Annotated in this window: 26 protein-coding genes; 18 read left to right on the top strand and 8 right to left on the bottom strand. The window is 62.3% G+C overall.

Annotated features, from left to right (window positions below; translation table 11 throughout):
• Positions 1-26: 26 nt before the first annotated feature.
• From G9X67_RS03740 to G9X67_RS03690, 11 genes are all read left to right on the top strand, one after another.
• A complete protein-coding gene (locus G9X67_RS03740) occupies positions 27-1,064 on the top strand; it encodes an NAD(P)-dependent oxidoreductase (RefSeq protein WP_171598117.1) in 1,038 nt (345 codons plus the stop codon).
• Positions 1,064-1,972 (top strand): allantoinase PuuE, encoded by a 909-nt coding sequence (locus G9X67_RS03735; protein ID WP_171598116.1) that lies wholly within the window; start codon positions 1,064-1,066, stop codon positions 1,970-1,972. Before G9X67_RS03740 ends, G9X67_RS03735 begins: the two co-directional genes overlap by 1 nt.
• On the top strand, positions 1,965-3,650 hold the full coding sequence (locus G9X67_RS03730; protein WP_171598115.1) for a thiamine pyrophosphate-requiring protein: 1,686 nt from the start codon (positions 1,965-1,967) through the stop codon (positions 3,648-3,650). Before G9X67_RS03735 ends, G9X67_RS03730 begins: the two co-directional genes overlap by 8 nt.
• 17 nt (positions 3,651-3,667) lie before the next feature.
• Positions 3,668-5,002: a dihydroorotase family protein gene (locus G9X67_RS03725; protein WP_171598114.1), complete on the top strand. Its 1,335-nt coding sequence runs from the start codon at positions 3,668-3,670 to the stop codon at positions 5,000-5,002.
• Positions 5,003-5,012: 10 nt separating this feature from the next.
• A complete protein-coding gene (locus G9X67_RS03720) occupies positions 5,013-5,786 on the top strand; it encodes an SDR family oxidoreductase (RefSeq protein ID WP_171598113.1) in 774 nt (257 codons plus the stop codon).
• 45 nt (positions 5,787-5,831) lie between these two features.
• Entirely contained in the window at positions 5,832-6,617 is a 786-nt protein-coding gene (locus G9X67_RS03715) for an SDR family oxidoreductase (protein ID WP_171598112.1), read from the top strand.
• 711 nt (positions 6,618-7,328) lie between these two features.
• Positions 7,329-7,643, top strand: a complete 315-nt coding sequence (locus tag G9X67_RS03710; protein ID WP_033183755.1) for an EamA family transporter — start codon at positions 7,329-7,331, stop codon at positions 7,641-7,643.
• A gap of 148 nt (positions 7,644-7,791) precedes the next feature.
• Positions 7,792-8,541 carry a sulfite exporter TauE/SafE family protein gene (locus G9X67_RS03705; RefSeq protein WP_171598111.1) on the top strand — a complete coding sequence of 250 codons (750 nt, stop codon included), beginning with the start codon at positions 7,792-7,794 and terminating at the stop codon, positions 8,539-8,541.
• 357 nt (positions 8,542-8,898) lie between these two features.
• Entirely contained in the window at positions 8,899-9,159 is a 261-nt protein-coding gene (locus G9X67_RS03700) for a DUF982 domain-containing protein (RefSeq protein WP_171598110.1), read from the top strand.
• A gap of 57 nt (positions 9,160-9,216) precedes the next feature.
• On the top strand, positions 9,217-9,459 hold the full coding sequence (locus tag G9X67_RS35390; RefSeq protein WP_348649095.1) for a hypothetical protein: 243 nt from the start codon (positions 9,217-9,219) through the stop codon (positions 9,457-9,459).
• Complete coding sequence (locus G9X67_RS03690) at positions 9,452-10,153, top strand: DUF899 family protein (protein ID WP_171598109.1); 702 nt, start codon at positions 9,452-9,454, stop codon at positions 10,151-10,153. The genes G9X67_RS35390 and G9X67_RS03690 overlap by 8 nt, the downstream gene beginning before the upstream one ends.
• Positions 10,154-10,162: 9 nt before the next feature.
• Here G9X67_RS03690 and G9X67_RS03685 read toward each other — a convergent pair whose 3' ends face one another.
• The 6 genes from G9X67_RS03685 to hutI form a co-directional block, all read right to left on the bottom strand.
• Positions 10,163-10,792: a DnaJ domain-containing protein gene (locus G9X67_RS03685; RefSeq protein ID WP_171598108.1), complete on the bottom strand. Its 630-nt coding sequence runs from the start codon at positions 10,790-10,792 to the stop codon at positions 10,163-10,165.
• 171 nt (positions 10,793-10,963) lie between these two features.
• Positions 10,964-11,539: a HutD family protein gene (locus G9X67_RS03680; protein ID WP_138389760.1), complete on the bottom strand. Its 576-nt coding sequence runs from the start codon at positions 11,537-11,539 to the stop codon at positions 10,964-10,966.
• Positions 11,540-11,544: 5 nt separating this feature from the next.
• On the bottom strand, positions 11,545-13,218 hold the full coding sequence (hutU, locus tag G9X67_RS03675) for a urocanate hydratase (protein ID WP_017992264.1): 1,674 nt from the start codon (positions 13,216-13,218) through the stop codon (positions 11,545-11,547).
• Positions 13,219-13,242: 24 nt separating this feature from the next.
• Positions 13,243-14,046 carry an N-formylglutamate deformylase gene (gene hutG / locus G9X67_RS03670; protein ID WP_138389759.1) on the bottom strand — a complete coding sequence of 268 codons (804 nt, stop codon included), beginning with the start codon at positions 14,044-14,046 and terminating at the stop codon, positions 13,243-13,245.
• A 202-nt stretch (positions 14,047-14,248) separates the two neighbouring features.
• Positions 14,249-15,784 (bottom strand): histidine ammonia-lyase, encoded by a 1,536-nt coding sequence (hutH, locus tag G9X67_RS03665; protein ID WP_171598107.1) that lies wholly within the window; start codon positions 15,782-15,784, stop codon positions 14,249-14,251.
• Positions 15,781-17,043, bottom strand: a complete 1,263-nt coding sequence (gene hutI / locus G9X67_RS03660) for an imidazolonepropionase (protein WP_171598106.1) — start codon at positions 17,041-17,043, stop codon at positions 15,781-15,783. The genes hutH (G9X67_RS03665) and hutI overlap by 4 nt, the downstream gene beginning before the upstream one ends.
• A 122-nt stretch (positions 17,044-17,165) precedes the next feature.
• On the opposite strand from hutI, the gene G9X67_RS03655 reads away from it, so the two are divergent.
• Positions 17,166-18,512: a formimidoylglutamate deiminase gene (locus G9X67_RS03655; protein WP_171598105.1), complete on the top strand. Its 1,347-nt coding sequence runs from the start codon at positions 17,166-17,168 to the stop codon at positions 18,510-18,512.
• A 162-nt stretch (positions 18,513-18,674) separates the two neighbouring features.
• A complete protein-coding gene (hutC, locus tag G9X67_RS03650) occupies positions 18,675-19,394 on the top strand; it encodes a histidine utilization repressor (protein WP_171598104.1) in 720 nt (239 codons plus the stop codon).
• Positions 19,395-19,432: 38 nt separating this feature from the next.
• Here the strand turns inward: hutC (G9X67_RS03650) and hutC (G9X67_RS03645) are convergent, their stop codons facing one another.
• A complete protein-coding gene (gene hutC, locus G9X67_RS03645) occupies positions 19,433-20,188 on the bottom strand; it encodes a histidine utilization repressor (protein WP_171598103.1) in 756 nt (251 codons plus the stop codon).
• A 197-nt stretch (positions 20,189-20,385) separates the two neighbouring features.
• Between hutC (G9X67_RS03645) and G9X67_RS03640 the strand changes: the two genes are divergently transcribed.
• The 5 genes from G9X67_RS03640 to hutH (G9X67_RS03620) all read left to right on the top strand — a co-directional run bounded on the left by G9X67_RS03640 (position 20,386) and on the right by hutH (G9X67_RS03620) (position 25,175).
• Positions 20,386-21,228 (top strand): transporter substrate-binding domain-containing protein, encoded by an 843-nt coding sequence (locus G9X67_RS03640; RefSeq protein ID WP_171598102.1) that lies wholly within the window; start codon positions 20,386-20,388, stop codon positions 21,226-21,228.
• 218 nt (positions 21,229-21,446) lie between these two features.
• A complete protein-coding gene (locus G9X67_RS03635; protein WP_171598101.1) occupies positions 21,447-22,172 on the top strand; it encodes an ABC transporter permease subunit in 726 nt (241 codons plus the stop codon).
• Between the two features lie 10 nt (positions 22,173-22,182).
• Entirely contained in the window at positions 22,183-22,887 is a 705-nt protein-coding gene (locus G9X67_RS03630; protein ID WP_171598100.1) for an ABC transporter permease subunit, read from the top strand.
• A gap of 27 nt (positions 22,888-22,914) precedes the next feature.
• Complete coding sequence (locus G9X67_RS03625) at positions 22,915-23,691, top strand: ATP-binding cassette domain-containing protein (protein ID WP_027687824.1); 777 nt, start codon at positions 22,915-22,917, stop codon at positions 23,689-23,691.
• Positions 23,688-25,175: a histidine ammonia-lyase gene (gene hutH, locus G9X67_RS03620; RefSeq protein WP_171598099.1), complete on the top strand. Its 1,488-nt coding sequence runs from the start codon at positions 23,688-23,690 to the stop codon at positions 25,173-25,175. The genes G9X67_RS03625 and hutH (G9X67_RS03620) overlap by 4 nt, the downstream gene beginning before the upstream one ends.
• Positions 25,176-25,181: 6 nt before the next feature.
• On the opposite strand, the gene G9X67_RS03615 is transcribed toward hutH (G9X67_RS03620), so the two are convergent.
• Positions 25,182-25,724, bottom strand: coding sequence for a hypothetical protein (locus G9X67_RS03615; RefSeq protein WP_171598098.1), 543 nt, complete (start codon positions 25,722-25,724; stop codon positions 25,182-25,184).
• Positions 25,725-25,813: the final 89 nt, after the last annotated feature.

Raw genomic sequence — 25,813 nt, 5'->3', positions numbered from 1 at the left:
GTTGAAAATCTTTGGATGGATTTGAAATGACCCTTCTCGTCACCGGTGGAACCGGCTTCGTCATGAGCGTCCTTGCACGGCAATGGCTCGAACGCGATGCAGACGCGCGCGTCGTCATTCTCGATCGCGCCAGCCTTGATGCGATGGCGGAGCGCTATTTTGCGCCGGTCCGCGATCGACTGACGGTGGTCACCGCCGACATCTCCGAGCCCATTCAATGGGAAGCGACACTCGACAGCCACGATATCCGCTACGTGGTGCATGGCGCCACCGTCACCCCCATTTCGCGCGGCAGCGCGGCTGAGGCAAAGCGTCAGCCAGAGGCCGAAGATCCGGCCAGGATCGTCGATGTCAATTTCATGGGCACGGTGCATGTTCTCGAATGGCTGAGAAAGCGTCCCGGCATCCAACGCCTCGTCTTCGTCAGCTCGGGATCGGTCTACCGTCATCACGGGCCGGACTGGACGGGCGAACCGCTTCCGGAAGACGGCTATGTTGCACCACTGACGCTGTACGGCATTTCCAAGTTTGCAGCTGAGATGGTCGTCAACCGCTACGCCGATCTTTTCGGCCTGTCGGCAGCCTCCGTCCGGCTTGCATCGGTCTATGGACCGATGGATCGGGTCACCGGCAGCCGCAATTTTCGGCATGTGCCAAACCGAGTCGCCCATATGGCGCTTGCCGGGGAGACCGTCCGGCCGAACAGCCTGGAACCTGTCGGCGACTATGTCACCTCGACGGATGTGGCTGATGCAGTCATCGCGCTGCTTCTCGCAGAGCGCCTCCGTTACCGGCACTACAATATCGGCAGTGGCGAAACCTCGACCATCGGCGACATCATCGGCTGGGCGAAGGAGCGCGCGCCTTCTCTGCAGGTCGAAGTGAGCCCGGCGGAAACCGCCAACATCATCCAGGACATTTCACTGAAGGACGGCATGTGGGGAGCCTACGACATCGCCCGCATCGCGCGGGACACGGGCTGGCAGCCACGCAGCGCCAGGCAGTCGTTCCACGACTACATGGACTGGATCGTCGAAAACGAACATCAGAGCGAGGGAAAGTGATGAGCGCTGGTGCAAAAGACCAATCGCGCGATTTTGTCGGCTATGGCCCGAACCCACCGGTCATCACCTGGCCAGGTGGCGTCAAACTGGCGATCAACCTCGTGCTGAACTACGAGGAGGGCGCCGAATATTCCTGGCTCGAGGACGGACGAAACGATAATTGGGGCGAGTACAATATTCCCAACAGCCCGCCGCTGCGCGACCTCGGCACCGAGACCCATTTCGAATACGGCAGTCGCGCCGGCGTCTGGCGCTTGGCACGACTGTTCGACCGCTACGATATCCCGGTAACGGTCTCGGCCTGTGCCGTTGCGCTGGAGAAGAACCCGGCTGTCGTCGAGTGGATGAATGCCCGCGGTCATGATCTGCTCGGCCACGGCCTGCGCTGGAGCGAATATTCCGGCATGCCACGCGATGAAGAGGAGCAGCAGCTCCACGAAGCAGTCGCCCTCTATGAGAAATTGACCGGCAAAAGGCCGATCGGCTGGAATTGCCGCTCCTTTCCGAGCGTCAACACCCGTGACCTCATCGTCAGGGAAGGCGGCTTCCTCTATTATTCAGACCCCTGCAACGACGATCTTCCGTATTTCCTCGATCATGAGGGTACGAAGCTTCTCGTCGTACCCTATTCGAAGACGCTGAACGACAGCCGCTATCTGATCGCGCCGGGCTACAGCAATCCGCGCGACTTTGCCGAAGATTGCCGATCGGCGATCGACTACATGATCGGCGAAGCGGACGAAACCGGTGGGCGCATGCTGACGATCGGCGTACATGCGCGCTGGATGGGCCAGCCCAATCGCGCCTCCGGCCTGCGTGACGTTATCGAACACGTCAAGAAGACCCCCGGCGCCGCCTTCATGCGGCGCGAGGACATCGCCCGTTACTGGATCGATCATCATGGCTGACGGCACGCATGCACTGCCGGACGGCCATTTGCGTACGGAGACGATGAGTGGCGCGGAATATATTGCCGGAGTCCTAAAGGAGGAAGGTGTCAAGCAGATCATCGGCTTCCCGGCGAGCGAGCTTTTCGATGCCTCAGCAGCGCTCGACATTCCGCCGCTGATTGCGCGGACGCAGCGCGTCGCCGTCAATATCGCAGAAGGCTATGCCCGAGCGACAGCCGGCAAGGAGCTTGCCGTGGTCACTGTGCAATATGGTCCGGGAGCCGAGAGTGCATTTGCTGGCATTGCCCAGGCTTTCAACGACCGCGTGCCAATGCTGTTCCTACCGACCGGTTACCCGCGCGGATCAGAAGCGATCGCCCCCAATTTCGAATCCCGCCGCAACTTCCGGCACATCACCAAATGGTGCGAGGCGGCAGCGCAGGTCGATGATCTGCCGAAGCTCATGCATGCTGCGATATCGCGGGTCAGGAATGGGCCACCGGCGCCGGTCCTGCTCGAATTGCCGGTCGACTTGTTGGCCGAAAGGCTTGATGCTCTGCCGGCCGATCATCGCCGCCCGCGTCGCAGCGTACCGCAGGCTGGCGACCGTGAGGTGGTCGATCTAGTCGAAAGTCTGCTCGCCGCCAAAAATCCGGTTATTCTCGCGGGGCAGGGAGTGCTGTCAGCATCGGCCACGCCGGAGTTGATCGAGCTTGCCGAACTCTTGAACATTCCGGTCATGACGACGCCGAACGGCAAGAGTGCCTTTCCGGAAGATCATCCGCTTGCTCTCGGAACGGCCGGACGCGCCCGGCCCGCGACCGTCGACCACTTTCTCGAAAAGGCGGATGTGGTGTTCGCACTCGGCAGCAGCCTGACGCGCTCTTACTACATCCTGCCGGTCCCGGACGATAAAACCATTCTCCAGGTCACGCTCGACGAGGCGGATCTCGGCAAGGACTATGCGGTTGCCCACGGCGTGGTCGCAGACGCCGCCTCGGTCCTGAAACAGATGATCGCACTCATCCGCAGCGATCACCTGCCTCTCGGCGAACGTCAGCAGCCGGCGACGGAAATCGCCGCCATCCGCGCGGCTTTCATGGAAAAGTGGATGCCGCTCCTGACATCGGACAGTACGCCGATCTCACCTTACCGTGTCGTCTGGGAGATCATGCAGGCGATCGATCCGAAGACCTCGATCGTCACGCACGACGCCGGCAATCCGCGCGACCAGTTCTGCCCATTTTATGTGGCAAGCACACCCGGCAGCTACATCGGTTGGGGCAAGACCACCCAGCTCGGAAGCGGCCTTGGGTTTGCGATGGGGGCCAGGCTTGCTCGCCCCGATGCGACCGTCGTCAATCTGATGGGAGAGTCCGCGTTCGGAATGGTCGGCATCGACTTCGAAACCGCGGTCCGCTGCAATCTGCCTGTCTTGACCATCGTGCTGCGCAACAACGTGCTCGGCGGCTACGCGAAAAGCATGCCGATTGCCACCACGAAATACGGCGCGAATCGGGTGACAGGCAGTTACGCGCCGATCGCGGAAGCTCTCGGTGGTTACGCGGAATGCGTCGTGGACCCGGAAATGCTGCGCCCCGCGTTGCTACGTGCCCTCGACAAGGTCAAGGCCGGGCAGGCGGCCCTTATCGAGGTCGTCACGCACGAAGAGCCGCGGCTCGCGGGTCTATGGTAGGGGAGGCGGAGGCGACTATGTTCGACACGCTGATCAACGGCGGCATGGTCGTCAACGCAAGCGGTCAACTTCCTGCGGATATCGGCATTCTCGACGGACGCGTCGCGGCCCTCCTTGCGCCTGGCGAGCCCGCCATGGCACGCGGCTTCATCAATGCGAGCGGCAAAAAGGTGCTGCCCGGCCTGGTCGATGCGCATGTTCATCTGCGCGAACCGGGAATGACGCAGAAGGAGGATTTCGAAAGCGGCACGCACGCAGCGGCGCTCGGCGGCGTGACGACCATCCTCGACATGCCGACGGACGATCCCTGGACGGCGACTGCGCAGCAATTGTCGGATAAGATGGCGAGCGCGGCGGGGGGTATTCACGTCGACGTCGGCTTTCAGGCCGTGGTTTCGAAGAGTTATGACAGCCTGGAGGACCTGCTTGCTTTGTCGCCGGTCTCTCTTGAACTGTTCACGGCCGACGTACCCGTCGACTATCGGTTCGATAGTCTGGATGCTGTCACCGAGATGCTGCGCCGGCTGGCGGGTACCGGCGCGGTGATAGGCGTTTCCCCCGGCGACCAGTCGATCCTCGAGGGTGCCGGCTTGCGTGAGCGCAGTGTTGGTATTCCGGCATTTCTGGCCAGCAGACCGCCGCTCGCCGAGGCCGGCGGTATCGCACGCGCGGTACTGGCGGCGGCTGAGACCGGCGCGCGCGTGCATGTGCGTCAAATCAATTCGAGGCTCGGCGTCGAGACCTGGCGCCGTCTTCGGAGCATGGCTGATGTCACCGTCGAAACGACACCGCAGAACCTGTTCTTCACATCCGACGACTACGAGACGGAAGGCGCCCGGCTGAAGGGATCGCCTCCGTTTCGCGGCCGCGACGATGTCGCCGCCTTGCGCCGAGCGGTCTCTGAGGGCCTGATCACAATCATGGCAACGGATCATGCGCCGCACAGCCCGGCCGAAAAGTCGGCAGTCTATGGATCTTTCGCAGATATTCCGGGCGGGATGCCGGGTCTTCAGACATTGCTCTCGGTGATGCTGGACCTTGTGGCGGAGAAGGTAATAGGGCTTCCGGATCTCGTGCGGATCTGCGCCTACAATCCCGCCCATCGCTTCGGACTTGGACGTTCGAAAGGGTCGATTGCCGTCGGCAGCGATGCCGACATTCTAATTGTCGATATGGACCGATCGGCTGTTATCACCAATACCGAGCAGGCCTCCCGTGCCGCCTATTCACCATTTCACGGCAAGCGCACGGCCGGCCGGTTGACCGACGTCTTCCTGCGCGGCGCACGCATCGTCAAAGACGGAACGCTTCTTAGTCCCCGTCGCGGCCAGGTCGTCCGCAGGACTGCATAAAGGAACGCCAATGCCTTTCCTCGATAGGAAAATTGCCATTGTCACTGGCGCGAGTTCCGGCCTCGGCCGCGCGATCGCACTTCGCTACGCCGAAGAGGGCGCGACCGTCGTGATCGCCGACGTCTCCGAGGCCCCGATCGAGGGTGGTGAAACGACCCTTTCCTGCATCGTCGCGGCAGGCGGAAAGGGCATGTTCCTAAGGACCGACATCTCTAACTGGGCAGACGTCGATGCGCTGGTCTCACAAACGGTGAAAGAGTTCGGTCGGCTCGACATCATGGTCAACAATGCCGCGATCTACACCTCGACCAATCTCCTTGAAACCTCGCCCCAACAATGGGATAGGGTGATCGCCGTCAATGTCACCGGGTTCTTTTATTGCTGCAAGCGAGCCGCGCAGCAATTTCTGGCGCAGGAGCCGACCGGTGAAACGCGTGGCCGCATCATCAACATTTCATCGCAGCACGGCATGGTCGCTTGCCCTGGTGATTTCCCATACGGCGTCAGCAAGGGTGCAGTCGTGCAAATGACCCGGCAAATTGCCGTCGACCATGCTGCGACAGGTATCGTTTGCAATGCGATCGCCCCCGGCAAGATCGTCACCGGCAAACCGGGTGTCGCCAACGATCCCGACGCTCTCGATTATTCGCGTCGTCGCACGCCTTGGCCGCGGCTCGGCGAGCCACACGATGTCGCGAGTGCCGCGCTTTTCCTCGCCAGCGACATGGCGAGCTACATGACCGGCGTTAACCTGATGGTCGATGGCGGCTGGATGGCGGGCTAATCTGATGCCGAACAAAAATCGACAACAACGGAAAGGAAACGGACCATGGATCTGGGATTGAAAGGCAAGACAGCTCTTGTATTGGGGGCTGGCGGGGGATTAGGCGGGGCGATCGCAAAAACGCTTGCCGCGGAAGACGCGCAGATCGCGGTTGCCGACCTCAACAAGGAAGCGGCTGAAAAGACGGTTGCCGATATTCGCACGGCCGGTGGCTCGGCGTTGGCACTGGAGTGGGACCTTGCCAGTCTCGACGTGATCGCACCCAATCTCGCTGCCATCGAAAAGCAGTTCGGTTCGGTTGATGTGCTCGTCAACATTACCGGTGGCCCGCCGCCGACGCTAGTATCCGGTCAGAGCGCCGACAACTGGCGCAAATATTTCGACAGCATGGTACTGTCGGTCATCGCCATCAGCGATGCCGTTCTTCCGAAGATGCGCGAAAAGAAATGGGGCCGCATCATCACCTCGACGTCGTCTGGTGTCGTGGCGCCCATCCCCAACCTCGGGCTTTCGAATTCGCTGCGCATGTCACTTCTCGGCTGGTCGAAAACGCTGGCGGGCGAAGTCGGCCGCGATGGCGTGACTGTCAATGTCGTGCTTCCGGGACGTGTTGCAACCCAACGCATCACCTTCCTTGACGAACAGAAAGCCAAGCGAGAAGGCAAATCAGTTGAGGACGTCTCGGCAGCTAGCACGGCGTCGATCCCAATTGGTCGCTATGGTGATCCGCAAGAGTATGCTGATGTCGTCGCTTTCATGGCGAGCCGCCGGGCATCCTATCTTACCGGCTCGATTATTCGCGTCGACGGAGGCTTGATACAAAGCGTTTAGGGGCGCTCGGCCTGAATTCAACCCTGCCGCGATCGGTCAAAGCAAACAGTCGCAGGGCGCATGCCGGGAATACGGCCAAACCGGACAACGCTATTCGCCAGCATACCCGAGGTCGGCGGCCGGGTGTTTGAAAGATACGCGATGAGCGGGCTGCCGATGTTGCTCTACGCAGAGGGGCGAGGACAGCGTTACATAGAAGATCATCTCATCCGGACATTTTCAGGTCTGATTGCCATGAGGGTCAACGCTCCGTCGTCGGCTCTAAGCCACTGAGCACGTTCTCTAAATGCCACGCGGCCTGGCCAGGTGAGGGGCAGTGCAAAGCGATGACATACATCGCAAGTACGGTTCCTGCTTCCTCAAGGATACGCGCTGGTCCGGAACGGTGATGCCATCGCCCCTACTCCTCCAACAAGGCGACTGACGTCATAATGTCCGATTTCACAAGCTACTCGGGCTGGATGTTCCGGGTGCTATCTAGTGCTTCATGGCTTATGTCCGGGGCAGTTCGTGCAAGGCGTTTGGCATGTTTTGAAAAGCCAGAATGCTGGTTGAAGGACGCACTCAGAAAGCCCGCGCCTCGAAAGCCGTCGAGCTGGGTGTAACGTCGACTGATTACCAACTAGGCCCCACCTCGAGATCGAGGACTAGTCTCTGATGGATTGACGGGCCGCCCGGCGTTAGACAAAACGCGTCAGCAGGAGTTTATCGATGCGTGTTGCCGCCATCCTCTTCATAGCCGTCTGCCTATTCCTGGCGGGAGCGACCGCTTCCCGCGCATACGTGAGCAACTCGAACCTTTGGCTGCTCGCCACTGCGCTTGTCCTCTACACATTAGGCAATCTTTCGATGATCGCTCTCATGCGGACAAGCGGGCTTTCCCTTGCTATTTCGTTATCGTCGGTCGCGCAGCTCATCGCCATCAACGCGATCGCCGTTTTGGTTTTCGACGAGAGGCTCGGCTGGCATCAGGCGGTTGGCGTACTCCTCGGGATAGCATCGGTTACGCTCATGGTGATCGGATGAATGGCTCTCGATTGCGTTTCCTTGACTACGGCGAATGGCGGTCGTGGGGTGGACTCTTCTGGACGCGCAACGGCGTGCGGCGATTTGACGGCGGTATTGGACAAGAGGCTCGGCCGGAATCAGGCTTGGGTGCTAAGGCGACCTGAACATGTACGATATCATGCTTCTTTTCCTTGCTGGCTTGTTAGCAGGCAGCATGAATGCGTTGGCGGGCGGCGGGTCGTTCGTATCCCTGCCTGCGTTGATATCGGTCGGAGTGCCGTCGGTAGCCGCAAACGCCACGAGCACCTTAGCCTTGTTTCCCGGCGGTATGGCGAGCTCGTGGGTCTACCGTGACGGGGTTAAGAGTGTGTGCGGCGTCAATGTGGTGCCCATTGCCATCGTGACGGTGATGGGTGGTGTGGCCGGAAGCATTCTATTACTGCTAACCCCATCCAGGATTTTCGATGGTCTCCTGCCATGGCTTTTGCTCGTGGCGACATTGATGCTGACTGCAGGTCCGAGGCTCAGCGCCCGGTTCCAGACGCAGGCACGTGCGAATGTTCTGGCGTTTGCAACGGTTCAGTTCTTTCTCGGTCTTTATGGCGGCTATTTTGGCGGCGCGGTGGGTCTCATGATGCTTGCGGCATGGAGCGCGCTCGGGGGCGGGGACATCAAGAGTCTGAATCCGACAAGAATGGTGATGGTCACAGCCGCCAACGCGGTCGCCGTCGTCGTCTTCATACTTGCCGGGGCTATTGTATGGCAGGAGTGCATTCCCATGACGATTGGAGCCGTTATCGGCGGATGGATTGGAGCGCATATTGGACGTCGTCTGCCATCATCGGTCGTCCGGTTGCTAACCCTCGCGGTCGCCATTTTGACGACCGCGATGTTCTTTTCGCGAGCTTACCTTTGAGCGGAGGTCCGGCACCTCTCAGGCTCTCAGTCAATAACTCTCTTGTTTTATAGGTATTGAGCTTCCTGCGATTGTGCGCCGCCTCCATTGGAGCCAGCCGGCCGAAGGCAGAGCTGATCGATCTTTCGGCGGCGGCCTTATCGGCTTCAGCATGGCGGGTAATGAGGCCGGCAACCGTTTCCCTGCCAACAGGTGCCCATGCTGACGCTGGCGATGCTGAGGCGACTAAAGCGCCCTTTAAGACATGTTCTCCTTTTCATTATGCAGCCTCCGAAACCAGCTTCGGCATGCCAGCGGAGATCACGGAACGGTTCTTGCACGGTTACTAATATGTTTACTGTGGGGAGACCTAATGTCATGAAGTGGCGCACATCTGCAGAGTTTGCCCCTCTGATGCTCGTTGTGAGTGGGTCGGAAAAATACAAGCTTGTCGCAACCCTTTTTCAGGCTGCCGAGATGCTGACGGCTGGCTGGCCGATCGACGACGGAGAAGAATATCTCATAGCGATTAGGGCGTGCCGGAATGCAATTCATGGGGAAATTCCGGCTCAGGACGCGCGAGCAGCGCTTATCCGTGCCGCCGACGAAGCCGGCATTCCGGTGATCACCGTTCATTGAGTTTCGCAGCCGACGGTGAAATGAGTTCACGGGGCGGCGCCCTCTCGGAAGGGCGCAATGCTGATGATGAGCGGGTTCGATGGTCCGCATTTCGGAACGCGCGATCTTGATCTGCTGGGCTTTGGCGATCCGGGCGCTGAGCCGGCCAAAGCACGGGGCGATTATTTTCCGTCGGCTCTGTCGATTTTCGCCTCAGCCGATCGTCCTTGTAATGATGTGCTGGCACCCGGTCGTGGCTTCAGCACGTCCTTTGCGCGTCTGAGACGCGCGGCAATAGAAGGAGGATATCGTCATGGATAATCAGCATCTGGTACCCGCCGCCGTGCTTGCGGCCAAGAACGGCGTTCGGTTTCCCAATGAGAGTGAGGCGTATCGCAGCGCCCGCGACGCGCTGCTGGCTGAAGAGATCGAATTGCGCCGGCACATCGAGCGCGTGGCGGTACAGCGCCGGGCGCTGCCGCCGGGCGGCGAGGTGACGAAAGACTACCGCTTCGAAGGCAGCGATGGGCCGATATCCTTCAGCGAGCTCTTCGCCGACAAGGAGACGCTGATCGTCTACAGCTACATGTTCGGCCCGCAACGCGAGCGCCCGTGCCCGATGTGCACCTCGCTGCTGTCGGCCTGGGACGGCGAGGTGCCCGATATCCAGCAGCGCGCAGCCTTGGCCGTCGTCGCCCGCTCGCCGATCGAAAGGCTGCTCGCCTTCAAGAAGGAACGCGGCTGGCATCACCTGCCGCTCTATTCCGACATGACGGACGATTACAGCCGCGACTATCGCGCGATCGGCGGAGACGGCAGCGATGGCGCCGCCTTCAACGTCTTCACGCGCCGCGACGGCACCATTCGCCATTTCTGGAGCGAGGAGATGGGCGAGGCGACGGCCGACCCGGGCGAGGATCCGCGCGGCGCGCCCGACCTGATGCCGCTCTGGACCGTGCTCGATGCGACGCCGGAAGGTCGGGCACCGGACTGGTATCCGAAGCTGTCCTATTAGGATCAGCCGTCAGCCGGTGGAGCGGTTTCTGGAGGGCTCGGCCCATTCGATGCTGGTGACCGCGTCATCCGGCAGTGGCGGCGGATCGATGTCGTAGACATAGCCGGAGATCATGTCGGCGGCGCGTTCCGTCGCCTTGATCTTCGCCTCGGTTTCCGAGACCGCCTTGGATATCGCCTCGATGCGGGCGCGGAACATGTGGGCGAGCACATCGCGGCCGGACTGTTTTTCTAGCCGCTCCAGATGCAGGCCGATTCGCGAGGCGTGGCGCTCCAGCTCGCTCTTGCTGAAACGCGCCTTGCGCAGTTCCTCGGAAAGGCTGTCTTGCATGACGGCGACGGGATCGAAACTTCCTGGTGCGCGCTCGTCGAGGACTGCGTCGGTGACGAGCTTCTCGATCATCACAAGCGCCTGCAATTCGGCCGCATCGGCGAATTCGACGTCGTAGCCGGTATCGTCGTAGACCTTGCGCCGGACCGGATCGAGAAGCAGCCCGTAGGCTTTCTGCAGATGGGCGAAGGCGTCCGAATCACCGCCTGAATCGGGGTGGGCAACCTTTGCCAGGCGCCGATAGGCGGCCTTCAGCTGCGCCTCGTCCGCATCGCGTTCAACGCCGAGAATATCGTATGGATCCGTCACGCCTGCTCCCTTGCTCCCCGCCACGTTGCGGGCAGTCTAGGTCTTCTTCTTCATCAGAAGGGCGAAGTTTAGACCGAAACGAGGAATGACGTCCATGGCCCGAGATGGCGATGGTTTATGCAGATGCTTCGTCAAACCTCGATTGCTTAATGTTTTTAAGTTGTTCGAAGATCAGCCCGTGGTGATCGAGGCGAGATAACATCTGGCTTCGCCATCGATTTCCAGCACGGTGGCAGTCGCGTCCTCGATCAGCAGCGCATCGCCGGCCGCAAGCGCGCCGGTCTCGTCCTCCCGCCGGAATGACACCGCACCGCGATGGCAAAGCAACAGGCATGCCGAGGGCGAAAGCCGCACGGTCTTGCTGCCATCGAGGTCGATGCGGATCAGCGTATGGGCGAGCCCGTCACGGCGCGTCATGACGTTGAGATCGGTGATCGCTCCGTCCTCGAGCCTGGCCGCGACGGGGACATCCGCCGGGAAGGCCAGCGGATCGCTTGTCGTTGTCAGCAGCACGGGCGAGCTGCCTGCGACATCGAGCACCATGCCGTTGCCATCGAGGATCGCCAGCGTGCGGTCGATGCCGGGAAAGATCGAAAACGGGCCGTCCTCGGCGACCGTCGCCATGCTGATGCGCCAGTCGAAGTCGTTGATCGAAGCGCCGGGTGGAAAGACGGCGATTTCCACCGTCTCTCCCTTGCCGTTTTTCCAGGGCATGCGTTTGTGATCGCCGGCGCGCAGGATCCTCACCGGGCTCAGTTCCCGAGAATGCCGGGCAGGCGCAGGCCCTTTTCCTTGGCGCAGTCGATGGCGATTTCGTAGCCGGCATCGGCGTGGCGCATGACGCCGGTCGCCGGGTCGTTCCAGAGCACGCGCTCGAGGCGTCTTGCGGCATCGTCCGTGCCATCGGCGCAGATGACCATGCCGGAATGCTGCGAGAAGCCCATGCCGACGCCGCCGCCGTGATGCAGCGACACCCAGGTGGCGCCCGACGCCGTGTTGAGCAGGGCGTTGAGCAGCGGCCAGTCGGAGACGGCGTCGGAGCCGTCCTTCATCGCCTCCGTCTCGCGGTTCGGCGAGGCGACGGAGCCGGAGTCCAGATGATCGCGGCCGATGACGATCGGGGCGGAGAGTTCGCCTGTTCTCACCATCTCGTTGAAGGCGAGGCCGAGCTTGTGACGGTCGCCCAGGCCCACCCAGCAGATGCGCGCCGGCAGGCCCTGGAAGGCGATGCGCTCCCTGGCCATGTCGAGCCAATGATGCAGGTGCTTGTTGTCAGGCAGCAATTCCTTCACCTTGGCATCGGTCTTGTAGATATCCTCCGGATCGCCGGAAAGGGCTGCCCAGCGGAAGGGGCCGATGCCGCGGCAAAACAGCGGGCGGATATAGGCCGGCACGAAGCCCGGGAAGGCGAAGGCGTTTTCGAGGCCTTCGTCCTTGGCGACCTGGCGGATATTGTTGCCGTAATCGAGGGTCGGCACGCCGGCGTTCCAGAAGGCGATCATCGCTTCGACATGCTCGCGCATCGAGGCGCGCGCCGCTTTTTCCACGGCCTTCGGATCGCTTTCGCGCTTTGCCTTCCACTCACCCATCGTCCAGCCCTTCGGCAGGTAGCCGTTGATCGGGTCGTGGGCCGAGGTCTGGTCGGTGACGATATCGGGGCGGATGCCGCGGCGAACCATCTCCGGCAGGATTTCGGCGGCGTTACCGAGCAGGCCGACGGACTTCGCCTCGCCGGCCTTGGTCCAGCGGTCGATCATCTCAAGCGCTTCATCCAGCGTCTCCGCCTTGGCGTCGACATAGCGGGTGCGGAGCCGGAAATCGATCGAATCGGGATTGCATTCGACGGCAAGGCAGCAGGCGCCGGCCATGACGGCGGCGAGCGGCTGGGCGCCGCCCATGCCGCCGAGGCCGCCGGTCAGGATCCATTTGCCCTTGAGATTGCCGCCGTAGTGCTGGCGGCCGGCCTCGACGAAGGTCTCGTAAGTGCCCTGCACGATGCCCTGGGTGCCGATATAGATCCACGAACCGGCCGTCATCTGGCCGTACATGGCAAGGCCCTTCTTATCCAGTTCGTTGAAATGATCCCAGGTCGCCCAATGCGGCACGAGGTTGGAATTGGCGATCAGCACGCGCGGCGCATCCTTGTGGGTGCGGAACACGCCGACCGGCTTGCCGGATTGCACGACCAGCGTTTCTTCTTCCGTCAGCGTCTTCAGCGTCGCGACGATGCGGTCGAAATCCTCCCAGGTGCGGGCGGCGCGGCCGATGCCGCCATAGACGACGAGCTCGTTCGGATTTTCGGCGACGTCGGGATCGAGATTGTTCATCAGCATGCGCAGCGGCGCTTCGGTCATCCAGCTCTTGGCATTGAGATCGTTGCCGCGGGGTGCGCGGATTTCGCGGATATTATGGCGTGGATTGTTCATGGCGGTTCCCCTGTCGAGAGATCGTTATCGTTTCAGGCCTGGCGCAATCTGTTCGATGCGCACCAGAATGTTTTTGAGATGAACGCGAAGTCTGTCTGCCTTGGCGGCGTCGTAGGCAAAGGGCGCAGTCTCGGTCTGGAGATGGGTCGATTGTGCGAGCTCCATCTGGATCGCGTGCACACCAGTGTCGGGCCGACCATAGTGGCGTGTCGTCCAGCCGCCCTTGAAGCGGCCATTGAGCACGCCGTCGTAACCTTCGGCGGCTGCGACGACTGTGAGCGTCGCCTGCTCGATCGCGCTGTCGCAGGTCTTTCCCATATCGGTGCCGATATTGAAATCCGGCAGCTTGCCTTCGAAGAGAAAGGGAATGTGCGACCGGATCGAGTGGCAGTCGTAGAGGATTGCGACGCCGTGGATTGCCTTGACGCGTTCGATCTCGGCGGCAAGCGCAGTATGATAGGGGGCATGAAAATCCCGCAGCCGCGCCGCGATGTCGGCCTCATCGGGTGCAGCGCCTTCCTTCCAGATCGCCTTGCCGTCGAAATCCGTCTGGGGAATGAGGCCGGTGGTGTTCTGGCCGGGGTAGAGGCTCACGCCTTGGGGATCGCGGTTGGCGTCGATCACGTAGCGGTGGAAGGTGGCGCGCACCACTGTGACATTGTCGAGCAGGCCATCATAGAGGCGGTGGATGTGCCAGTCGGTGTCGGCGAGGATGCGGCCGTTGTCGTTGAGGCGGTCGGCGATCTCAGGCGGCACGTCGGTGCCGGTATGGGGGAAGCCGAGGATGACGGGGGAGGTGCCCTGGCGGATTTCGTATGGTGTGGTCATAGGCAAAGCGCTCCGGTGTCTGGGGCGCTACCCCCCTCTGTCCTGCCGGACATCTCCCCCACAAGGGGGGAGATTGACTCGTGGATGGGGCTTTGCCAAACAATTGATGTCGGAGCGAGCGGGGCCAACCAGCCGATCTCCCCCCTTGTGGGGGAGATGCCCGGCAGGGCAGAGGGGGGTACCAAGTCCAGAACCATCACGATCAACCCTCCAGAACCGGCAGAATACCATTCGAAACCGAGGCGTTCAGGGCGCCCGTTGCCACCAGTTCGGCGGCGGCGGCGAGGTCGTTTGCCATGTAGCGATCGACGTCGAGGCTCGAAACCTTGGTGCGGATCGCGGTGATCGCCTTGCTCAGTTCCGGGCTCGTCGACAGCGGTGCGCGCAGTTCGACGCCTTGGGCGGCGGTCAGCGCCTCGATGCCGATGATGCCGAACAGGTTCTCGGTCATGCCGAGGAGCCGGCGGGCGCCGTGGCAGGCCATGGAGACATGGTCTTCCTGGTTGGCCGATGTCGGCGTCGAATCGACCGAGGCCGGGTGCGACATCTGCTTGTTCTCGGACATCAGCGCCGCAGAGGTGACCTCGGCGATCATCAGGCCGGAATTCAAGCCTGGCTTCTTGGCGAGGAAGGCCGGCAGGCCGTAGGAGAGGGTCGGATCGACCAGCAGCGCGATGCGGCGTTGCGAAATCGCGCCGATCTCGCAGACGGCCAACGCGATCTGGTCAGCAGCGAAGGCGACGGGTTCGGCGTGGAAATTGCCGCCGGAAACGACGGAATTGTCCGAGAGCACCAGCGGATTGTCGGTGACCGCGTTGGCCTCGATTTCAAGGGTGCGGGCGACCGAGCGCAGCAGATCGAGACAGGCGCCGTCGACCTGCGGCTGGCAGCGGATGCAATAGGGATCCTGCACACGCTCGTCGCCCTCGATGTGGCTCTGGCGAATGATGGAGTTTTCGAGCAGCGCGCGAAGGGCTGATGCCGTGTCGATCTGGCCCTTGTGGCCACGCAATGTGTGAATATCCGGATGGAACGGCGCCGAAGAGCCCATGGCGGCGTCGGTGGACATCGCGCCGGTGATCAGGGCGGCCTGCGCGGCACGATGGGCGCGGAAGAGGCCGGCGAGCGCCAGCGCCGTCGAGGTCTGGGTGCCGTTGATCAGCGCTAGGCCCTCCTTGGCGGCGAGCACCACCGGTCTGAGGCCAGCTTTTTCGAGGGCTTTGGCGCCTGAGAGGCGTTGGCCGGCGAAGAAGGCTTCGGCCTCGCCCATCATCACCGCCGCCATATGGGCAAGCGGAGCAAGATCGCCGGAGGCGCCGACCGAGCCCTTTTCCGGGATCAGCGGAATGACGCCCTTTTCCAGCATGGCTTCGATCAGCCGCACCAGCTCCAGCCGCACGCCGGAGGCGCCGCGCCCGAGCGAGACCAGCTTCAGCGCCATGATCAGCCGCACGATATTCTCAGGCAGTGGCGCGCCGACACCGCAGCAATGCGACAGGATGAGATTGCGCTGCAAGGTGGTCACATCGGCGCTGTCGATCTTGATCGAGGCGAGTTTTCCGAAGCCGGTATTGATGCCGTAGACCGGCGCGTTGCCGGCGGCGATCTCGGCGATGCGGGCAGCGGCCTTGGCGATCCCCGTATCGAAGGCTGGATCGAGCCTTGCCGGCACACCGGTCCAGTAGATGGTTTCGAGGTCCTTAAGCGAGACGGAGCCTGGGTGGAGCGTGATGGTCATCGACCGTTCCTTTCGCCCTTGAAGACGCGTGCGTGAAGCGGATTGAAGCCGATGCGGTAGACGAGTTCGGCAAGGCTTTCGATATTCCAGACGGCGAGGTCGGCGGATTTGCCGGCTTCGAGCGTTCCCGTCTTGTCGAGCAGGCCGAGCGCGCGGGCGCCTTCGCGGGTGGCGCCGGCGATGCATTCCTCGACGGTGAGACCGAAAAGTGTGGCCGACATGTTCATGGTGAGCAACATCGAGGTGAGCGGCGAGGTGCCGGGATTGCAATCGGTGGCGATCGCGATCGGCACGCCTGCCCGCCGCAGCGCCTCTACCGGCGGCTTCTGCTTTTCATGGATGGCGTAGAAGGCGCCGGGCAGCAGCACGGCGACGGTGCCGGCTGCGGCCATCGCCGCAACGCCATCTTCGTCGAGATATTCGAGGTGATCGGCCGAAAGCGCGCCATAGGATGCGGCGAGCTTGGCGCCGCCGAGATTGGAGAGCTGCTCGGCGTGCAGCTTGACCGGCAGGCCGAGCGCCTTGGCCTTGTCGAAGACGCGGGCGATCTCGGTCGTGGAAAAAGCGATGCCCTCGCAAAAGCCGTCGACGGCATCGGCAAGACCGAGGCCATGCATGTCGTCGAGACCGGGCAGGACGACATCATCGAGATAATCGCCGTTGCGACCCTTATATTCCACAGGCGTCGCATGGGCGCCGAGATAGCTGGTGGCGACGCGGACCGGTCTGATATGGCCGAGCAGGCGGGCGCTCTGCAGCATCTTCACTTCACCGGTCCGGTTCAGCCCGTAGCCGGATTTGATCTCGATCGTGGTCACGCCTTCGGCAAGCAGCGTGTCGAGCCGCGGCAGGGCCTGCGCGACAAGCTCCTCGACCGACAGCGCATTGGTCGCCTTCACCGAGGAAACGATGCCGCCGCCGGCGCGGGCGACCTCCTCATAGGTCGCGCCTGCAAGGCGCATTTCGAACTCGCGGGCGCGGTTGCCGCCGTGAACGATATGGGTGTGGCAGTCGACGAGACCGGGCGTTACCCAGCGGCCTTCGAGATCGACGATGTCGGAATGTTCGATGGCCGATGCCGGCAGCTCGCTTTCGGCGCCGGCAAAGGCGATGCGGCCGTTTTCGATCAGCACGGCGCCTTTTTCGACGATGCCGAGCCCTTCTTTAGCAGGCGCCAGCGTGGCCAGCCGCGCATTGCGCCACAGCGCCGGGCGGGTGTCGGCAGATGGGGCTTCGTCTGAAAAATTGTTCCCGGTCATCAGCTTTGCGCCTTTCCTTATGCCAAAACATGTATATACATAATCGACAGGTGACAAGAGAAATTTTGTGCGCTTTTCTGGAAAAGAAAGATCGGCGGCACGGCAAGAGGAGAGGGAAGGCCATGACCACACTTCACGCAGACACGGCGCTGACGCCGCAGGGCTGGCAGAAGGACGTGCGGCTGACGCTCGAGGCCGGGCGCATCGCGCGGGTCGAAATCGGCACTGCTCGCGAGCCCGGCGACGAACGCCACGCTCTCCTCGTTCCCGCCATGGCGAACCTGCACAGCCATGCCTTCCAGCGGGCGATGGCCGGCCTTGCCGAAGTGCGCGGCCCGGCCAATGACAGCTTCTGGAGCTGGCGCACTGTCATGTACAAGTTTGCCCTGGCGATGACGCCGGAGCATGTCGAAGCGGTCGCGGCCAAGCTTTATACAGAGATGCTGGAGGCCGGTTTTTCCCGCGTCGGCGAGTTCCACTATCTCCACCACGACAGGGATGGCGGCACTTACGCCAATATCGCCGAGCTTGCCGAACGCATCGGTGCGGCAAGCGAAGAGGCCGGTATCGGGCTGACGCTGCTGCCGGTCTTCTATGCCCATTCCGGCTTCGGCGGAGCTGCCCCGATCGACGGCCAGCGGCGTTTCATCAATTCGCTCGAAAGCTTCGAAAGGCTGATGGAGGGATGCCGGGCAGTGACCGGCCGGCTCGACGGCGCCGAGCTCGGGCTGGCACCGCACAGCCTGCGCGCTGCAACACCGGACGAGCTCACACGGCTCGTGCCGATGGCGGGGGACGGCCCCATCCATATCCATGTCGCCGAGCAGGTGAAGGAAGTCGAGGACTGCATCGCCTGGTCCGGTGCGCGGCCTGTGCAATGGCTGCTCGATCATGCGCCTGTGGATGAGCGCTGGTGCCTGATCCATGCGACGCACATGACCGAGGACGAAACGCGGCGGATGGCGAAAAGCGGCGCTATCGCCGGCCTCTGCCCGATCACCGAAGCCAATCTCGGTGATGGCGCCTTTGCCGCACCGCTCTTCCTCGAAGAGGGCGGGCGTTACGGCATCGGTTCGGATTCCAACGTGCTGATCTCGGTGCCGGAGGAACTGCGCCAGCTCGAATATTCGCAGCGCCTGGCGCTTCGCGCCCGCAACGTCATCGCAGCACCCGGCGGTTCGACGGCGCTTTCGCTGTTTACCCATGCACTTGCCGGCGGCGGTGCCGCATTGAAAGCACCGGCAGGTCTCGTCGAGGGCTATCACGCCGATATCGTATCGCTCGATGTCACGGCCGTTCCTTATCTCGCAGGCGACCAGGCCCTCGATCACTGGCTGTTTGCAGGCGGCATTTCCGTCGATTGCGTCTGGGCGCGCGGCCGCAAGCAGGTGGAGGGCGGACGCCATCTCAGGCGCGACGCCATCGACCGGCGATTCCTCGCTGCGATGGGGGAATTGCTTGCTGCCTGAAAAGGAGCTTTTCCTGGCGGGCTATTGGAATTACAGCGCCGCGTGTCTTTTCAGGCGCGCAAAGGACGCTGTAACACTTTGAATCGACGCATCGTGCTTCCGAGAATCGATTTCGATTTTCGGGCCGATGCGCTAGAGCGGGAGACCAACCGGAGCGTGGCAATGGACCAAAGCAGGGATCCGACCTTGCATCAGCGCATCCTGAGCGACATCGAGGGCCATATCGTCTCGGGCGTATGGCCGCCGGGGCACCGCATTCCCTTCGAGGTCGATCTCGCCACGCAGTATGACTGCTCGCGCATGACGGTGAACAAGGTGCTGACCCAGCTCGCCAAGGCCGGCCTCATCGAGCGCCGCAAGAAGTCCGGCAGCTTCGTCACCCAGCCGCAGGCACAATCGGCCATTCTCGAAATCCACGACATCAAGGCTGAGGTGCAGTCGCTGAACCTGCCTTATTCCTATGCGGTTTCGAAGAAGGTGAGCCGCAAGGCCAAGGCGGACGACAGCCGCCGTCTGGAACTGCCTGTGGCGTCCTCGGTCGTCGAGGTCGTCTGCATCCACAATGCCGGCGCGCGGCCCTTTTGCCTGGAGGAGCGGCTGATCAGTCTTGCGACGGTACCTGAAGCCGCCGATGCCGATTTCCTGACGATGGCGCCCGGCCCCTGGCTGCTCAACCAAGTGCCGTGGAGCACGGCCGAACACCGGATCCATGCCGTCTCAGCTGGTGCCGAGCTGGCCGCGGCTCTCGATATACCACGCAATACCGCCTGCCTCGTGGTAGAACGCCGCACCTGGAGCAATGCCGGCCCAGTGACGCATGTGCGCTTCACCTATCCGGGCGATCGTCACGCGCTGGTGGCACGTTTCACGCCGGCATCCTAATAGCTGCCCATGTTCCATATACAACACGGGCAGTGTTTTCATTCCTCGAACATCTTGCCACTGCGCGCTTCGAGCCGATAGCGGTGGCCGGGATAGACGAGACGGGCGGTTGAGACCACCTGTTTTGCCGACCATGTGCGCCGGCGGATCGTCAGGCACGGTTCGGTCTTCATGATGGTCAAGAGCTTGCATTCCCAGGCCTGCGGCATCGCCGCCTCGACGACATGCTCGGAGCCGCTGAGCGGGGCCGCGGCCGTCAGATAGGCGTTCGGCGTCAGCGTCGAAAAATCCTGAGCGAGATATTCCGGGGCAGCCTCCGGATGGACGAAGCGGTCCTCGATCTGCACGGGAACGCCGTTTTCGCTGTGGACGATCAGCGAGTGGAAAACCGCAGCGCCAATCGGCAGTTCGAGCGCGTCGGCAACCTCGGGAGAGGCGGTTTCCTGGGCGAGAACGACGACGGAGGCCTCGTGGACATGGCCGCGTTCGGCGATTTCCTCGGCGATGTTGCGCACTTCGAACAGCGCCGAATAGCCCTTGCGCTCGGCGACGAAGGAGCCGACGCCCTGGATGCGGATGAGCTCGCCCTCATTGGCAAGTTCGCGCAGTGCCCGGTTGGCGGTCATCTTGCTGACGCCGAGTTCGACGACCAGCTCGTTTTCCGAGGGCACGCGGTATTTCGGCGGCCACTCGCCGCTCTGGATGCGGTCGAGGATCACCTGCTTGACGCCGGCATAGAGCGGGGTGCTGTCATTTTCCGCCAATTCGCGCTTCATCTCGCCGGGACGTTTCATTGCCTATTCCTTTTGCACGAAGGGAATTCGCCACATAATTCGACTTTCCCTCTTGCATATCACAAAATATCTCATATGGTACCATATACAACCTCCCAATCGGTCCTTGAAACAGAAATAGGACGGGAAAGGGCAAGCCGGCGAAGATCGGCCGTGGTGCCGCAAGGTCTGTTTCAACTCCAGAGGAGAATTCACAAATGAAATTCAGCGCAATCCTGTTTTGCGGTGTGGCGGCTTTTTCCGCCTTTGCCGCGCCTGCCTTTTCCAAAGACTGGACGAAGGCGACGATTACCCTCGAAGGCGCCTACGCGCCTTGGAACCTCACCAATGCCGACGGCACGCTCGGCGGCTTCGAACCGGAACTCGCCAAGGTGCTGTGCGAGCGCGCCAAGATCGAATGCACGCTCGTTGCCTCCGATTGGGACGGCATGATCCCGGCGCTCAACGCCGGCAAGTTCGACGTCATCATGGATGCGCTGTCGATCACAGAGGAGCGCAAGCAGGTGATTGGTTTCACCATTCCTTACGCCGCCACCCCTGCAGCGTTTGCCACCGCCAAGGATAGCCCGCTGGCAAAGGCCGCCGGCACCGGCGCCACGATCAAGATGACACCCGGCCAGACCGGCGTGAAGGAGATCGACGCGCTGAAGGAAGTCTTCAAGGGCAAGACGATCGGCATCCAGGCGGCAACCGTCTATGCCAAATTCGTCTATGACAATTTCGGCGACATTGCCGAGATCCGCGAATACAAGACCGGCGCCGACCGCGACCTCGACCTGCAGAACGGCCGTATCGACCTCGGCTTCGATGACGCCGTCTATTTCGCCAACGCGTTTAAGGCTGCCAACGACACGCTCGACTTCACCGGCCCGGAGATCGTCGGCTCGATCTGGGGCGAGGGCGAAGGTCTCGGCATCCGCAAGGCCGATACGGATCTGCGCGACAAGTTCAACGAGGCGATCAAGTCGACGCTTGCCGACGGCACGGTCAAGAACCTGTCGATGAAGTGGTTCAAGGTCGACGTCAGCCCGCAGGAATAAGCGTTTCGGCCTTTCGGCCGCAAACACCTGTCTCCGGCTTTATCGCCGGAGACAGCATGCTCGAACAGGATGATTTTAGGCCGGGCCGGCCTAAAATCTGAATCCTGTTCTAAATAAAAGAGTTAGAGCATGATGTCGTCCGAAAACCGCTCACACTTTTCGGCATCATGCTCTGGTGTCAATCCGCAAAACACTGCCACGGACGGGGAACGGACGATATGGCAAGCTTGGAACTGCTCGGCTTCGGCTCGACCGGATGGGGCGCGCTGCTCATTGCCGCCGCCTTGATGACGCTGGCCGTCACGGCAACGGCGCTGGCGATCGGCGCGGTACTCGGCGCGATTGTCGCGGCGGCGAAACTCTCCGGCAATCTTATCCTCGTCGCGCTCGGCAATGTCTATACGACCGTGTTTCGCGGCGTGCCCGAACTGCTGATCATCTATCTCATCTATTTCGGTGGCTCCTCGGCCGTCACCGCGATCGGCCAGGCGATGGGTTACGAGGGTTTCCTCGGCTTGCCCTCCTTCATCGCCGGCGCGCTTGCCGTCGGCATCATCTCCGGCGCCTATCAGGCGGAGGTGTTCCGCGGCGCTTTTCTCGCCATTTCCAAGGGCGAGCTCGAAGCCGCCTCGGCGATCGGCATGCATCGTGGCATGCGTCTTCGCCGCATCATCATGCCGCAGGTGTTTCGCCTCGCCATTCCCGGCCTCGGTAACGTGTGGCAGCTCAGTCTCAAGGATTCGGCGCTGATCTCCGTCACCGGGCTTGCCGAGCTGATGCGCACCAGCCAGGTTGCGGCAGGCTCGACCCGGCAATATTTCCTGTTCTTCATCGCCGGCGGTTGCCTCTATCTGCTCCTGACCAGCCTTTCGGACCGCATCTTCAACGGGGCGGAGCGCCGCGCCAACCGCAGCATGCCGGCATCCGCCATGGGCCAGGCGTAAGGAGGCGACAATGGATTTCACCTTCATCGCCTCGACCATGGTCACCTTGCTCAAGGCCGTACCGACTACGCTCATCCTGTTTTCGCTGTCGATCATCACAGGTGGCCTGCTGGCACTCGTCATCGTCTGGATGCGGACCAGCGGTAACCCGGTGCTTACGAGCTTCGCAAAGGGTTACATCTTCATCTTCCGCGGCTCGCCGCTGCTGATCCAGATGTTCCTGGTGTTCTACGGCCTCGGCCAGTTCGGCTTCATCCGCTATTCCTTCCTCTGGCCGTTCCTGCGCGAGCCGATGGTCTGCGCCGTGCTGTCGCTGGCGCTCTGCACGGCCGGCTATACGGCGGAGATCTTTCGCGGCGGCATTCGCGCCGTCTCGCCGAAGGAGATCGAGGCGGCGCGCTCGATCGGCATGTCCGGCTTCCTGCTGGTCCGCCGGATCCTCGCGCCAATCGCCTTCCGCCACGCACTGCCGGCCTATTCCACCGAGATCGTGCTGATGATGAAGTCGACGGCGCTCGCAAGCCTCGTCACCGTCTGGGAAGTCACCGGCGTCGCCCAGCGGCTGATCTCGCAAACCTACCGTACGATGGAAGTCTTTCTCTGTGCGGCGATCATCTATCTCATTCTGAACTTCATCATCCTGCAGGGCATGGCTCTGCTCGAATATTCGCTCTCCCGACACCGCCGCGCGGCCCCGCAAGCGCTGAAGGCGTGAGCGGCTTTTGACCCGATTGGAGCACCCATGCCAGGCGTAACCCGACTATCGGTCCGCAATATCCGCAAGAGCTTCGGTACGCACGAGGTCTTGCGCGGAATTTCCCTCGATGCGGAAGACGGCGATGTGATTTCGCTGCTCGGCGCCTCCGGCTCCGGCAAGTCGACCTTTCTGCGCTGCATCAACATGCTCGAAACCGCCAGCGACGGCGAGATCTGGGTCGACGGCGAGGAGATCCGCATGGTGCACAAGAACGGGCGGAGCAAGCCGGCCAGCCAGAAGCAGGTGGACCATATCCGCTCCGAACTCGGCATGGTGTTCCAGTCCTTCAATCTCTGGTCCCACATGACGATCCTGCAGAACGTCATCGAGGGGCCGATCCATGTGCTGAAGCGGCCGCGCGCCGACTGTATCGCCGAGGCCGAAGCGCTGCTCGAAAAGGTCGGCATCGCCGATAAGCGCCATGCCTATCCGGCCCATCTCTCCGGCGGCCAGCAGCAGCGCGCCGCAATCGCCCGGGCGCTGGCGATGAAACCGAAGGTGATGCTGTTCGACGAGCCGACTTCGGCGCTCGATCCGGAGCTTGTCGGCGAGGTGCTGCGCGTCATGCGCGCGCTTGCCGAGGAAGGCATGACCATGCTCGTTGTCACCCATGAAATGAGCTTTGCCCGCAACGTCTCGAACCGCGTCGTCTTCATGCGCGAAGGCCTGATCGAAAGCAGCGGCAAGCCGGACGAGATGTTCACCGGCGGCGCGACCCCCGCTTTCCGCCAGTTCATCGGCCATTTCGGAAGCGGTCAATGACAATCACGATCCAGTCCGTACTGACTTGGCGCGATGTCGCGCGCGTCGGGGCAGGGGAAGCGCTTGCGCTGTCGCCCGCCGCCTCAGCGCGCGTCGAGCAGGCAAGCCGCATCGTCGCGCGCATCGTCGAGACGGGAGTGCGCGCCTACGGCGTCAATACCGGCGTCGGGGCGCTGGCCGATACGGTGGTCGATCGCGCCTCGCAGAGCCTGTTGTCGCGCAGCATCGTGCTCAGCCATGCCTGCGGCGTCGGGCCATTGCTGGCTGCCCGCGAGGTGCGCGCTATCATCGCAGCACAAATTGCCAATTTCGCCCATGGTCATTCCGGCGTGCGGCGCCAGATCGTCGAGCATCTTGCGGCCATGCTGGAGCATGATTGCATTCCCGATGTGCCGTCCAAGGGCTCTGCCGGCTATCTCGTCCACAACGCCCATATAGCGCTCGTTCTGATCGGCGAAGGCAGCGCCCACCTGGGCGGCCGGCGCATGAGCGGTCGCGAGGCGCTTGCCGCGATCGACCTCGAACCACTGGTGCTCGGCGCCAAGGAGGGCTTGAGCTTGGTCAACGGCACGGCCTGCGCCACGGGCCTGACCACTGTCGCGCTTTCGCGCGCCGAGCGGCTGCTCGATTGGGCCGATGCGATCGCAGCACTGACGCTGGAAGCGGCGGGCTGCCAGATCGCCGCCTTCGACGCGACCGTGCTGGCGCTGCGCCCATCGGCGGGAATCGAGAAAGTGGGCGCGACGCTGCGTGCGCGGCTTCAGGGCAGCGGCCTTGTCGCCGCCGCCTTCGGCCGGCGCACGCAGGATGCGCTCAGCCTTCGTTCGGTGCCGCATGCGCATGGCGCCGCCCGCGATGTCTTCGACAATTCCGCCCGCGTCGTCAATCAGGAGCTTGCTTCGGTGACGGACAATCCGGCTGTCTCAGGCACGCCGGAACAACCGATCGTCTCCTCCGAGGCCCATGCGGTTGCCCCGGCGCTCGGGCAGGCGGCAGATAGCCTGGCGATTGCGCTCGCGCAGATCGGCGCGATCAGCGAACGGCGCATGGACCGGCTGGTAAATCCGCTGGTGAGCGGCCTGCCGCCCTTCCTCGCCAGCGATGCCGGCAGCCATTCCGGGTTCATGATCGCCCAATATACCGCTGCCGCACTCAGCAACGAGAACCGCCGCCTTGCCGCACCCGCGGCCATGGACGGCGGGCTGACCTCGGGCCTGCAGGAGGATTTTCTCGCGCACCCGACGGCCGCGGCCGGCAAGCTGCTCACCGTCATCGACAACGCCGAATATATCCTGGCGATCGAATTGATGGCGGCGGCACAGGCGCATGATTTCCTGGCGGCGACGGCGGCGCGGGCGGCAGGCACGGACCTTGTCTATAAAGCCGTGCGGAAACATGTTTCCCATTACGGCGACGAGCGGCCGCTCAACGGCGATATCGAGGCTGTCCGCAGCCTGATCCGCGAGACTGCGCCGCCGCTATAATCGGCCTCAGAACGGCTGGGTCTCGGAATTCTGCTTTGGTTTTTCGCCGGCCTCGAGACGTTTGAGGCACTGGACGAAGGTCGGGTAGAGCTGCTCCACCCGCGAGAGCGGCAGCGTCCAGTCGCCTTCGTCACCGGCAAAGGTGATCTGCACGTCAGGCATTCCGGCAAAGGAATTCTTGATGATCTTCTTCAGTCCGGCGCTCCCCTTGCTGGCCGGACCCCAGAGGCGAAGCGTGTTCTTGTCGAAGAAATCGGCAGCGATTACCTTCGTCGCCATGCGGTCGGTCAGCGTCACCTCGGTCTTGGTGCCGGCCGGAATGTCCCATGTGGTCTTTGCGACCAGCCAGAACGTCTCGGTCGCGCTCTGGCGGAATTCCATGGTCTTGCCGATTTCGCTGTCCCACAGCAGGCGGCAATAGGGATGCGGGCTCTCATTGGCGAAACCGACCGACCATTGTCTCGCGCCACCGATCCATTCGGTCTCGCCGAAGGCTGAGACCGGCTGCAGGAGGGCTGCCATCAGAACCATCACTGTCGGAATTTTCATCGCCGAAATCACCTCCACCGCAATCGTCTCCAGCGATAGCAAAAGAAGGTTGAGCTTTTGCTACCAAGCGTGTCCAGATCAGGTTACGG

The sequence above is a fragment of the Rhizobium sp. WYCCWR 11152 genome, from assembly GCF_013087615.1.
GTDB lineage: Bacteria > Pseudomonadota > Alphaproteobacteria > Rhizobiales > Rhizobiaceae > Rhizobium > Rhizobium indicum.
The sequence above is the reverse complement of the archived record's forward strand: the minus strand, read 5'-3'. Positions and strand labels throughout refer to the sequence as shown.

Coding starts and splice junctions, on each gene's coding strand:
- hutH (WP_171598107.1), bottom strand. CDS start 15,784: ATGACCATCACGCTCCACCCAGGCTCCGTCTCGCTTAAGGACCTCGAA.
- hutI (WP_171598106.1), bottom strand. CDS start 17,043: ATGACCGGGAACAATTTTTCAGACGAAGCCCCATCTGCCGACACCCGC.
- G9X67_RS03715 (WP_171598112.1), top strand. CDS start 5,832: ATGGATCTGGGATTGAAAGGCAAGACAGCTCTTGTATTGGGGGCTGGC.
- G9X67_RS03740 (WP_171598117.1), top strand. CDS start 27: ATGACCCTTCTCGTCACCGGTGGAACCGGCTTCGTCATGAGCGTCCTT.
- G9X67_RS03700 (WP_171598110.1), top strand. CDS start 8,899: ATGAAGTGGCGCACATCTGCAGAGTTTGCCCCTCTGATGCTCGTTGTG.
- G9X67_RS03730 (WP_171598115.1), top strand. CDS start 1,965: ATGGCTGACGGCACGCATGCACTGCCGGACGGCCATTTGCGTACGGAG.
- G9X67_RS03630 (WP_171598100.1), top strand. CDS start 22,183: ATGGATTTCACCTTCATCGCCTCGACCATGGTCACCTTGCTCAAGGCC.
- G9X67_RS35390 (WP_348649095.1), top strand. CDS start 9,217: ATGCTGATGATGAGCGGGTTCGATGGTCCGCATTTCGGAACGCGCGAT.
- G9X67_RS03625 (WP_027687824.1), top strand. CDS start 22,915: ATGCCAGGCGTAACCCGACTATCGGTCCGCAATATCCGCAAGAGCTTC.
- G9X67_RS03635 (WP_171598101.1), top strand. CDS start 21,447: ATGGCAAGCTTGGAACTGCTCGGCTTCGGCTCGACCGGATGGGGCGCG.
- G9X67_RS03735 (WP_171598116.1), top strand. CDS start 1,064: ATGAGCGCTGGTGCAAAAGACCAATCGCGCGATTTTGTCGGCTATGGC.
- G9X67_RS03655 (WP_171598105.1), top strand. CDS start 17,166: ATGACCACACTTCACGCAGACACGGCGCTGACGCCGCAGGGCTGGCAG.
- G9X67_RS03720 (WP_171598113.1), top strand. CDS start 5,013: ATGCCTTTCCTCGATAGGAAAATTGCCATTGTCACTGGCGCGAGTTCC.
- G9X67_RS03690 (WP_171598109.1), top strand. CDS start 9,452: ATGGATAATCAGCATCTGGTACCCGCCGCCGTGCTTGCGGCCAAGAAC.
- G9X67_RS03615 (WP_171598098.1), bottom strand. CDS start 25,724: ATGAAAATTCCGACAGTGATGGTTCTGATGGCAGCCCTCCTGCAGCCG.
- hutU (WP_017992264.1), bottom strand. CDS start 13,218: ATGAACAATCCACGCCATAATATCCGCGAAATCCGCGCACCCCGCGGC.
- G9X67_RS03640 (WP_171598102.1), top strand. CDS start 20,386: ATGAAATTCAGCGCAATCCTGTTTTGCGGTGTGGCGGCTTTTTCCGCC.
- G9X67_RS03725 (WP_171598114.1), top strand. CDS start 3,668: ATGTTCGACACGCTGATCAACGGCGGCATGGTCGTCAACGCAAGCGGT.
- G9X67_RS03710 (WP_033183755.1), top strand. CDS start 7,329: ATGCGTGTTGCCGCCATCCTCTTCATAGCCGTCTGCCTATTCCTGGCG.
- hutC (WP_171598104.1), top strand. CDS start 18,675: ATGGACCAAAGCAGGGATCCGACCTTGCATCAGCGCATCCTGAGCGAC.
- hutH (WP_171598099.1), top strand. CDS start 23,688: ATGACAATCACGATCCAGTCCGTACTGACTTGGCGCGATGTCGCGCGC.
- hutC (WP_171598103.1), bottom strand. CDS start 20,188: ATGAAACGTCCCGGCGAGATGAAGCGCGAATTGGCGGAAAATGACAGC.
- hutG (WP_138389759.1), bottom strand. CDS start 14,046: ATGACCACACCATACGAAATCCGCCAGGGCACCTCCCCCGTCATCCTC.
- G9X67_RS03705 (WP_171598111.1), top strand. CDS start 7,792: ATGTACGATATCATGCTTCTTTTCCTTGCTGGCTTGTTAGCAGGCAGC.